The following is a 9,684-nucleotide window of genomic DNA, read 5'->3' as shown; positions in this document are numbered from 1 at the left end:
TCCCCGCGCCGTCTGTTGAACGCTTTAAACCCGCTCGAGCGCCAGTGCCACGCCCTGACCACCACCGATACACAGGGTGGCGAGGCCTTTCTTGGCGTCACGCTTGAGCATTTCATGCAGCAGGGTCACCAGCACACGGCAACCCGAAGCCCCGATCGGGTGACCCAGGGCGATGGCGCCGCCGTTGACGTTGACCTTGTTCAAGTCCCATTCCAGGTCCTTGGCCACCGCCAGGGATTGCGCGGCGAAGGCTTCGTTGGCTTCAACCAGCTCAAGCTGGTCGATGTTCCAGCCGGCCTTGTCCAGGCAGCGGCGAGTGGCCGACACCGGGCCGATGCCCATGATCGCCGGGTCGACGCCTGCGTTGGCGTAGGCGGCGATTTTCGCCAGTACCGGCAGGCCGAGGGCCTTGGCTTTTTCGGCGCTCATCAGGATCACGGCCGCGGCACCGTCGTTCAGCGACGAAGCATTGCCGGCAGTCACCGAACCGTCCTTCTTGAAGGCTGGCTTGAGCTTGCCCAGGGATTCGGCGGTGGTGCCGGCCCGTGGCTGTTCGTCGGTGGCGAAGGACAGCGGATCGCCCTTGCGCTGCGGGATCAGGATCGGGGTGATTTCATCGACGAAGCGCCCGGCTTCGATGGCGGCCACGGCTTTCTGCTGCGAGGCGGCGGCGAACGCGTCCTGCTGCTCGCGAGTCAGGCTGTATTTCTCGGCCAGGTTCTCGGCGGTGATGCCCATGTGGTAATCGTTGAACGCGTCCCACAGGCCATCGCTGATCATGGTGTCGACGATTTGCCCGTTACCCATGCGCAGGCCGTTACGGGCACCGGGCATGACGTAGTTGGCCAGGCTCATGTTTTCCTGGCCACCGGCGATGATCACCTCGGCATCGCCGCAGCGAATCGCCTGGGCACCCAGGTGCAGGGCCTTGAGGCCGGAGCCGCAGACCTTGTTCAGGGTCATGGCTGGCACGGCGAAGGGCAGGCCGGCCTTGATCGCGGCCTGGCGCGCAGGGTTTTGCCCGGCGCCGGCGGTCAGCACCTGGCCCATGATCACCTCATCAACTTGCGCAGGGTCCAGGCCGGTTTGCGCCAGTAGCTGGCGAATCACCGCAGCGCCCAGGTCAACCGCGGACACATTGGCCAGTGAACCCTGGAAGCTGCCGATCGCGGTGCGCGTGGCGGCAACAATGACGACTTCTTGCATGGAATGATTCCTCACTGGGCAGCGAACTGCATTTCCGGAACGTGGTCCGGCACGATCAGTTTACCGGCAGTCTTGGCAACGATCTCTTCGACGCTGACACCCGGTGCACGCTCTTTCAAAATGAACGCGCCGTTTTCGATTTCCAGGTAAGCCAGATCAGTCAGTACGCGCTTGATACACCCGGCGCCGGTCAGCGGCAGGCTGCATTGGGACAACAGCTTGGACTCACCATCCTTGGACGCGTGGGTCATGATGACGATGATGTTGTCGGCGCCGGCAACCAGGTCCATTGCGCCGCCCATGCCCTTGACCAGTTTGCCGGGGATCATCCACGAGGCGATGTTGCCTTGCACGTCCACCTCAAAGGCGCCCAGCACGGTCAGGTCGACATGGCCACCGCGGATCATTGCGAAGGACTCGGCCGAGGAAAAAATCGACGCGCCGGTACGTGCGGTCACGGTTTGCTTGCCGGCGTTGATCATGTCGGCATCGATGGTTTCTTCAGTAGGAAACGGACCCATGCCCAGCAGGCCGTTTTCCGATTGCAGCATGACTTCCATGCCTTCGGGGATGTAGTTGGCGACCAGGGTCGGAATGCCGATGCCCAGGTTCACGTAGAAGCCGTCCTGCATTTCGCGGGCGACGCGTTGAGCCATTTGTTCGCGGGAAAGTGCCATTGTCGTTATTCCTTCATTCGGTCCGGGGGCAGGGGATCACTTACGCACGGTGCGCTGTTCGATGCGCTTTTCGAACGTGCCGCAGATGATCCGGTCGACGTAGATGCCAGGGGTGTGGATCTGCGCCGGGTCCAGCTCGCCGGGTTCGACGATTTCTTCGACTTCGACCACGGTGATCTTGCCGGCAGTGGCGGCCAGCGGGTTGAAGTTCTGGGCCGTGTGGCGATAGATCACGTTACCGAAATGGTCGGCTTTCCAGCCTTTGACGATGGCGAAGTCGCCGGTGATGGATTCTTCCATCAGGTACTTGCGGCCATGGAATTCGCGGACTTCCTTGCCTTCGGCAACTGGAGTGCCAACACCGGTGGCGGTAAAGAAGGCCGGGATGCCGGCACCGCCTGCACGCATTTTTTCAGCGAGGGTGCCTTGCGGGGTCAGGATGACTTCGATTTCGCCTTTGAGCAGTTGCTCTTCGAACAGCTTGTTTTCGCCGACGTAGGACGCCACCACTTTGCTGATCTGGCGGTCGGTCAGCAGTACGCCGAGGCCGAAACCGTCGACGCCGCAGTTGTTGGAAACCACCGTGAGGTCGCGAGTACCTTTGCGCTTGATCTCGTTGATCAGGTTTTCCGGGATCCCGCACAGGCCGAAGCCGCCGGCGATCACGGTCATGCCGTCTTCAAGACCTGCCAGGGCTTCCTCGTAGGAACTCACGCGCTTGTCGAAACCTGCCATATGCACCTCTTTTATTCTTTGTGGGCGGCTGGCTAGCCGAATGGGATGGAGTGCAAAAGATCGCAGCCTTCGGCAGCTCCTACAATACCCGGGAGAAATCGAGTATGACCGTCAAGCAGATCCGCGCCTTTCTGGCGGTGGCCCAGAGCCTGAGCTTTGCCGTGGCTTGCGAGCGCCTGCACCTGTCGCAGTCTGCCCTGAGCCTGACCATCAAGGCGCTGGAGGAGGGCCTGGGCGGGCGCTTGTTCACCCGCAACACGCGTAACGTGGCGCTCACCGCCGAAGGTGAATCCCTGGTGCCGCTCGCGCGCCGGTTGATCGCCGACTGGGACAATGCCGAAGATGAGTTGCGCCAGCGCTTTACCCTGCAGCGCGGACGCGTGACCCTGGCGGCGATGCCGTCGTTCGCCGGCAACCTRCTGCCGCCGATCCTCAAGACCTTCCGCGCCCGTTATCCGAACGTCAACGTGACGGTCAATGACGTGATCAACGAGCAGGTGCTGGAAATGGTCCGTGACCGCCAGGTTGAACTGGGGGTGGCGTTCGAGCCGACCATGAATTCGTCGCTGCAATTCACGCCGTTGTACATCGACCGATTCGTCGCAGTGGTGCCCCTGGATTCGGCGTTGGCCGCACTTGACGACATCGACTGGCAGACCTTGCTCAAGGAGCCGTTCATTACCTTGCAGCGTCCGTCGACGGTGCGCGTCATGCTGGAAGAACACTTGCAGGCCCGCGGCATGAAACTTCCGGTGGAGTTTGAAAGCCATCAACTGGCGACGGTCGGGCGGATGGTCGCCAGTGGCCTGGGCGTGAGCGCGGTGCCGGCCTTGTGTGCCGGGCAGATGCGTGAGCTGGGCGCGCGTTGCATTACCTTGCGCGATCCGGTGGTGGAGCGGGCGCTTGGGGTGCTGACGTTGCCTGGGGGAGAACTGTCGGCGGCGGCGCAGGCGTTGTTTGATGTGCTGAAAGAGGAAAACCTTGGGCAACGATTTTCTTGAATGTGCGCCGGACCCTGTGGGAGCGAGCTTGCTCGCGATGACGGTGGATCAGCCAACAAATTTTCTGAATGTGCTGGCCTCATCGTCGGAACGCCGCCCGGAGCAAGCTCGCTCCCACAGGGATCGGGTTTCGTCAGTTGCCAAGTAGCTTCGCCAATAACGGCAACAATCGCTCGCACCCCCCCTCGATCTTCAAATCCAGCATCTCATCCGCCCGGGTCTTGCCCAGGTTGATCGCAATCAACGGCTTGCCCTGATCCACCACCGCCCGGCACAAGCGAAACGCCGAATAGGCCATCAACGACGAGCCGACCACCAACAGCCCCGCAGCCTGTTCGACGGCCGCCATCGCCTTGGCTGCTGTGGCCTGCGCGACGTTCTCGCCAAAGAACACCACATCCGGCTTCATCCGTTCCCCGGCACAATGCGGGCAGTGCGGGACCTGGAAGCGTGCCTCGAAGGCCGGGTCTAGCAAGGTGTCGCCGTCCGGCGCCTGTACCGCGTCGACGCCGGCCAGGTACGGGTTCTGTGTTTCCATCAGGCGCTGGATCGAATCGCGCTCGCTGCGCCGACCGCAATCCAGGCACAAAACCCGGTGCAGACTGCCGTGGAGCTCGATCACGTCATGGCTGCCGGCCTGGTCGTGCAGCGTGTCGACGTTCTGGGTGATCAGCCCGCTGATCTGCCGCGTGCCTTGCAAACGGGCCAGGGTGTCGTGGGCCACGTTCGGCTGCGCCAGACGCACCCGTGGCCAGCCGAGCATCGCCCGCGCCCAATAGCGCCGCCGGGACTCCGGGGYCGAGAGAAATTCCTGATACATCATCGGCTGCCGGCCCCGGCGCACGCCCTGGTTGTCGCGATAATCCGGGATGCCCGAGGGCGTGCTGATACCGGCACCGGTCAGCACGGCAAACGGCTGATCCGCCATGAGCTGATGGAGTCGATCGAGTTGGTCACGGGTCTGGCGGTCGAGCATGCCGGTAAACCTGTAGGAGCGAGCTTGCTCGCGATGGTCGTCAACGATAACACTGTAAGCCTGATACCCAGCGGTGTGATCGCGTTTATCGTCGGAACGCCGCCCGGACCAAGCTAGCTCCTACAGGGATACGGCGGGGATTATTTACGCGCCTCCAGAATCAGGTTGAACGGCGTTTCCGTGGCCCGGCGGAAACGGCTGAATCCGGCCTCGCTGAACACCTTGCGCAACCGCGCTTCACCGGCCTGGGCACCGAGGCCGAGGCCGACTTCCTGGGACAGCGAGTTGGGCGTGCAGATGAAGGTCGAGGCCGCGTAGAACAGGCGTCCGACTGGGTTGACGTTGTCGTCGAGCAAGTCGTTGGCGTAGGGCTCGACCAGCAGCACCGTGCCGTCGTCCTTCAGCGATTCATAAGCATGTTTGGCCGCACCCACCGGGTCGCCCATGTCATGCAGGCAGTCGAAGTAGCAGACCAGGTCGTAGTCGCTGCCGGGGTAGCTTTTGGCCGTGCCCTGGAAGAACCTGGCCCGGCTGGACACACCGCCTTCTTCGGCGCGTTGGGTGGCGACGGTAACGGACGGCGCGTGGTAGTCGAAACCGACGAAGCGCGAATCCGGAAACGCCTGGGCCATGATCACCGTCGAGGCGCCATGGCCGCAGCCGATGTCCGCCACTTTGGCCCCGGCTTCCAGTTTGGCCACCACACCGTCGAGGGCCGGCAACCATTCGGCGACCAAATGGGCTTTGTAGCCAGGGCGGAAGAAGCGTTCGGTACCGCTGAACATGCACGGATGGTGATCGCCCCAGGGCAGGGCGCCGTTGCCGCGCATGGCGTTGACCAGCTTGTCCTTGTCGTGGAAAAACGACGCGACCACGCTGATCCCGCCCGCCACATAGACCGGTGAGTCTTCGTTTGCCAAAGCCATGGCTTGCTCTTCGGGCAGGCGGAATTGGCCGTCATGGTGTTCCATGTAGCCGGAGGCGGCATGGGCGCTGAGCCATTCGCGCAGCAGGCGGGTGTTGCAGCCGGTTTTCCCGGCAAGGGTTTCGGGGGTGATGGGCTGACTGTCGGCCATCGCCCGGTACAGGCCGAGCTCTTCACCGAGGATGACGTTGGCGAGCATCGCCGCGCCGCCCATGTCGTTTACCAGTTTGCCCATGAAATCGTTAAGTCTGGCCTCGTCCATCACGTGTGCTCCTTCAGCAGGATCACGGTCCAGAGGCATTGTATTGGCGAGGCGTTCGCCGCTGGGCGGTGGTCGTGGGAATGTGCAGGACGCCAAGCGGGCCCTGTGTGCGTTGAGTTTAGTCCGGGGCGTGTGTACTGCTGTCTCGAGCGACGAAAGCCCCCCTGACTGACACTAAACCCCTGTGGGAGCGAGCCTGCTCGCGAAGGCGGCGGATCAGCCACCATTAGCATTGAATGTAAATCCGCYWTCGCGAGCAGGCTCGCTCCCACAAGGGATTTGAGTTGTGTATTCCATTGTGTCCAACCCCGGTTTCGATACACAGACACCCATTGTCGACCCCTTTCGAACACAGTCCTGATACACCCCTTCGATTAACTGTGTCTCAAGGCGGGCACCTGCCCGCAATCCTGGACACATGCGAGATCGACACCATGCAGACATCCATTGCCCCCGTAGCCAGGGCCAGCGCAGGGCTTGGCCTGCGTCGCGGTTTACTCAAAGAACTGCAAGCGGCCCCGGCCGGACATTTCGACTTTCTGGAAGTCGCGCCGGAGAACTGGATCGGCATCGGCGGTGCCCATGGTGCGGCGCTGCGGGCGCTGGCCGAGCGTTATCCGTTGTCCTGTCACGGCCTGTCCCTGTCCCTGGGCGGGACGTCGCCGCTGGACGTCGGGTTTTTGCAGGAAGTCCGGGGTTTTCTCGATCACTACAACGTGCCGCTGTACAGCGAGCATTTGAGCTATTGCAGCGATGACGGTCACCTGTACGACCTGTTGCCGTTGCCGTTTACCGAAGAAGCGGTGCACCACGTCGCCGCGCGTATCCGTCAGGCCCAGGACATCCTTGGCCGGCGCCTGGCGGTGGAAAACGTCTCCTGCTACGCCGCGCCCCAAGGGGACATGGACGAGGTCACGTTCACCAATGCGGTGTTGCGCGAGGCTGATTGCGACCTGCTGCTGGACGTCAACAATGTCTACGTCAACTCGATCAACCACGGTTTCGAGCCGCAGGCGTTTCTCGCGGGCATCGATGCGGGCCGGGTGGTGGCGATGCACATTGCCGGGCACTTCGACGAGTCCGATACCTTGAAGATCGACACCCACGGTGCCTCGGTGAAACCGGCGGTGTGGTCGTTGCTGGCCCAGGCCTACGCCCGGTTCGGTGTTCAGCCGACCTTGCTGGAGCGCGATTTCAATTTTCCGGCATTCGCCGAACTGGTGGCGGAGTTGCAGACCATTCGCCACCTGCAACAGGAGGTTTGAACCGTGGATAAACAATCGTTGCATCACCAGCAAAGCACCATGGGCCGGTACCTGCGTGATCCCGAGCATTTCGCGCCACCGGCCGAAATGGACCCTGCCCGGGCGCAAGTGTACCGCGACCTGGTGTTTGCCAATCTGTCGTCATTGCTCAGTGGCACCTTTCCGGTATTGYTGAAAATCCTGGGGGATGAGCACTGGCGTTCACTGGTACGGATTTTTCTGCGGGACTATCGCGCCCGCACGCCGAAGTTTGGTGAGATCGCCCAGGAGCTTGTCGAATTTCTCGCGACTGAGCCTCAAGCATTGAGCGATGGGCCGTGGCCACCGTTCATGGTGGAGCTGGCGCATTACGAGTGGGTGGAAATGGCCTTGCAACAGTCCGACGCCGAGCCTCTGGTTGCCGGTGATGCTGCGTTGCTGCTGGAGCGGCCGTTGCAGGTGTCGGTGCTGGCCTGGCCGTTGGCGTATGCCTGGCCGGTGCAGCGGGTGGGGCCGGATCATCAGCCGGACGCTTTGCCTGATCAGCCGACATTGCTGCTGGTGCAGCGGGCGGAGGACTGGAGTGTGAGGTTTTCTGAATTGAGTCCGTTGGCGTGGCGGTTGTTGCAGAGAATTGACGAGTTTCCCGAAGTGACCGGGCGTGAACAGTTGCAAGGATTGGCGGTCGAGGCGGGGCAGGTTGGTTCATCGGCGTTTTTCGAGGGTGGTCTGAGGTTGTTGCGGCAGATGCATGGGGATGGGGTTGTTGGAGTTGTTTGATCTTGGCGGCCGGTCAGCCGATCTGATTTCGCGGATGTATCACGTCGTAGGAGCTGCCGAAGGCTGCGATCTTTTGATCTTGATTGTCAGTAATACAGCCAAAAGATCGCAGCCTCGTTGCACTCGACAGCTCCTACCAGCTCCTACCAGCTCCTACTGGGCAATGCGTACGCATGACGAACCAGGCCGGCCGGTAGGCCGCCTCGGGCGCTGTTGCGGTGTACGCCCCTCGTGAGGCCGAACGTCAGGGGCAAGAGCCCTTGGTTACTTGGGGCCGGGCGGCGTTCCGCTCTTCCAAGTGACCCGCCGTACGGGCGGAACCAATAGCGGCCGTGACCGCAGCAACGGATATGTACACCCACAAAACAATCATCACCTGACACAAAGCCATCGTCGGAACGCCGCCCGGACCAAGCTTGCTCCCACAGGTGGCAGGTCAAAACCCACAACTATCAGCGAATAAAGTGAATCTTCCCGCTGTCGTCATTGCCCATGTAGATGCCATACACCCCAGCCTGACGTTCCTCGATATAACGTTCAAGGATCTGCCGGATCGCCGGGTAGTAGATGCTGTCCCAGGGAATCTCCTCAGGCGCGAAGAATTGGTAGTCGAGGGTTTCCGGGCCGTACTGCCCGGTAATCTCCAGCGCGATGGCGCGGAAGATTATGTACACCTCGCTGATCTTGGGCACGCTGAAGATCGAATAGGGCGAGACGATTTCCGCACGCACGCCGCTTTCTTCCCAGACTTCCCGCAGCGCGGCCTGCTCGGTGGTCTCGCCGCTTTCCATGAAGCCCGCCGGCAGGGTCCAGGTGCCGGGGCGCGGTGGAATCGCGCGCTGGCACAACAGGTACTTGCCGTCCTGCTCGATGATGCAGCCGGCAATGATCTTCGGATTGACGTAATGGATGTAGCCGCAGCCGCGGCACATCAGGCGCTCGTGCGTATCGCCCGGCGGTAACTGTGACTTAAGGTCTGCGCTGCCACACTTGGGGCAAAAGCTCGGGCTGAACATTTCAGCGACCTATGCGCGGTTCTTTCAGCGCGATGGGCAGGGTGATCTGCGGCGTGGCGCCGGTTTCTTCCTGTTTGCGCTTGAGGTAGTCCAGGGCCACGGCAGCGGCCGCTCGCACGTGGTCGACGCACGCCTGGTGGGCGGCCAGCGGGTCACCGCCCTTGATCGCTTCGACCATGCGTTCCATTTCCTGGTTACTGGCGCTGCGACGGTTTTGCTGGGACACCGAGGTCGCGCGCAGGTAGCTGATGCGTGCCTGCAACTGGCGCAGTTGAGTGGCCGCGACATGATTGCCCGAACCTTCGAGCAGCACATCGTAGAAACCCTGGACCGAGTCGATGACCTGTTGCAGTTCGCCGTCCTTCAGCGCCTTGCGGTTTTCTTCCAGGGCTTTTTCCAGGGCCTTGATGTCCTTGGCCTTGGCGCGCAGGGTGAACAGTTGCACGATCAGCCCTTCGAGTACGCAGCGCAGCTCGTAGATGTCCACGGCATCGGCCAGGGTGATGATCGCGACCCGTGGGCCCTTGGCGTCGGCGAATTCCACCAGGCCTTCGGATTCCAGGTGACGCAAGGCTTCGCGCACGGAAGTACGGCTGACGCCCAGGCGATCGCACAGATCGCGTTCGACCAGACGGTCTCCCGGCAGGAGCTGGAAGTTCATGATGGCGCTTCGCAGTTTATCCAGCACGATTTCGCGCAGGGTAACGGGGTTGCGATTGACCTTGAAGCTGTCGTCGAGTGGCAGGCGTTTCATGGGGTCCGCTCTGATTGTGGCTGTCCATGCAAAAAGAGCACTTCGATTACGGGAATCTGGGTGYCCGGTCAGATCAAACAGCCAAGGGTTAACTGGAGGCCTCGGCAT

At 61.9% G+C, this 9,684-nt stretch carries 10 protein-coding genes; 3 read left to right on the top strand and 7 right to left on the bottom strand.

The features are described from left to right. Positions 1 to 24: 24 nt before the first annotated feature. The 3 genes from AC1DVH_RS24060 to AC1DVH_RS24050 are packed head-to-tail and all read right to left on the bottom strand — an operon-like array spanning position 25 to position 2,618. Positions 25 to 1,206 (bottom strand): acetyl-CoA C-acetyltransferase, encoded by a 1,182-nt coding sequence (locus AC1DVH_RS24060; protein ID WP_477755921.1) that lies wholly within the window; start codon positions 1,204 to 1,206, stop codon positions 25 to 27. A gap of 11 nt (positions 1,207 to 1,217) precedes the next feature. Beyond that, a complete protein-coding gene (locus tag AC1DVH_RS24055; protein ID WP_008026717.1) occupies positions 1,218 to 1,883 on the bottom strand; it encodes a CoA transferase subunit B in 666 nt (221 codons plus the stop codon). Positions 1,884 to 1,919: 36 nt separating this feature from the next. Continuing rightward, positions 1,920 to 2,618 (bottom strand): CoA transferase subunit A, encoded by a 699-nt coding sequence (locus AC1DVH_RS24050; protein WP_046816298.1) that lies wholly within the window; start codon positions 2,616 to 2,618, stop codon positions 1,920 to 1,922. A 104-nt stretch (positions 2,619 to 2,722) separates the two neighbouring features. Between AC1DVH_RS24050 and AC1DVH_RS24045 the strand changes: the two genes are divergently transcribed. Continuing rightward, positions 2,723 to 3,619 carry a LysR substrate-binding domain-containing protein gene (locus AC1DVH_RS24045; protein ID WP_477755920.1) on the top strand — a complete coding sequence of 299 codons (897 nt, stop codon included), beginning with the start codon at positions 2,723 to 2,725 and terminating at the stop codon, positions 3,617 to 3,619. A gap of 133 nt (positions 3,620 to 3,752) precedes the next feature. On the opposite strand, the gene AC1DVH_RS24040 is transcribed toward AC1DVH_RS24045, so the two are convergent. Beyond that, entirely contained in the window at positions 3,753 to 4,595 is an 843-nt protein-coding gene (locus AC1DVH_RS24040) for an NAD-dependent protein deacetylase (protein WP_477755919.1), read from the bottom strand. A 140-nt stretch (positions 4,596 to 4,735) separates the two neighbouring features. After that, positions 4,736 to 5,782: a class I SAM-dependent methyltransferase gene (locus AC1DVH_RS24035; protein WP_477755918.1), complete on the bottom strand. Its 1,047-nt coding sequence runs from the start codon at positions 5,780 to 5,782 to the stop codon at positions 4,736 to 4,738. A 434-nt stretch (positions 5,783 to 6,216) separates the two neighbouring features. Between AC1DVH_RS24035 and AC1DVH_RS24030 the strand changes: the two genes are divergently transcribed. Both AC1DVH_RS24030 and AC1DVH_RS24025 read left to right on the top strand, forming a co-directional pair. Further along, entirely contained in the window at positions 6,217 to 7,047 is an 831-nt protein-coding gene (locus AC1DVH_RS24030; protein ID WP_477755917.1) for an HvfB family MNIO-type RiPP peptide maturase, read from the top strand. Between the two features lie 3 nt (positions 7,048 to 7,050). Continuing rightward, positions 7,051 to 7,806 (top strand): HvfC family RiPP maturation protein, encoded by a 756-nt coding sequence (locus tag AC1DVH_RS24025; RefSeq protein ID WP_477755916.1) that lies wholly within the window; start codon positions 7,051 to 7,053, stop codon positions 7,804 to 7,806. A gap of 452 nt (positions 7,807 to 8,258) precedes the next feature. Here AC1DVH_RS24025 and AC1DVH_RS24020 read toward each other — a convergent pair whose 3' ends face one another. Then, positions 8,259 to 8,822: an NUDIX hydrolase gene (locus AC1DVH_RS24020; RefSeq protein WP_477755915.1), complete on the bottom strand. Its 564-nt coding sequence runs from the start codon at positions 8,820 to 8,822 to the stop codon at positions 8,259 to 8,261. Between the two features lies 1 nt (position 8,823). Next, on the bottom strand, positions 8,824 to 9,576 hold the full coding sequence (locus AC1DVH_RS24015; protein WP_477755914.1) for a GntR family transcriptional regulator: 753 nt from the start codon (positions 9,574 to 9,576) through the stop codon (positions 8,824 to 8,826). Positions 9,577 to 9,684: the final 108 nt, after the last annotated feature.

Source organism: Pseudomonas sp. P4_C3, from assembly GCF_056402075.1.
Note: the sequence above shows the minus strand (reverse complement) of the source record. Positions and strands in the feature narration are given on the sequence as shown.

Bases quoted from the DNA above. Each gene is read 5' to 3' on its own strand.
- AC1DVH_RS24060 (WP_477755921.1), bottom strand. From the start codon at position 1,206: ATGCAAGAAGTCGTCATTGTTGCCGCCACGCGCACCGCGATCGGCAGC.
- AC1DVH_RS24055 (WP_008026717.1), bottom strand. From the start codon at position 1,883: ATGGCACTTTCCCGCGAACAAATGGCTCAACGCGTCGCCCGCGAAATG.
- AC1DVH_RS24050 (WP_046816298.1), bottom strand. From the start codon at position 2,618: ATGGCAGGTTTCGACAAGCGCGTGAGTTCCTACGAGGAAGCCCTGGCA.
- AC1DVH_RS24035 (WP_477755918.1), bottom strand. From the start codon at position 5,782: ATGGACGAGGCCAGACTTAACGATTTCATGGGCAAACTGGTAAACGAC.
- AC1DVH_RS24030 (WP_477755917.1), top strand. From the start codon at position 6,217: ATGCAGACATCCATTGCCCCCGTAGCCAGGGCCAGCGCAGGGCTTGGC.
- AC1DVH_RS24020 (WP_477755915.1), bottom strand. From the start codon at position 8,822: ATGTTCAGCCCGAGCTTTTGCCCCAAGTGTGGCAGCGCAGACCTTAAG.
- AC1DVH_RS24015 (WP_477755914.1), bottom strand. From the start codon at position 9,576: ATGAAACGCCTGCCACTCGACGACAGCTTCAAGGTCAATCGCAACCCC.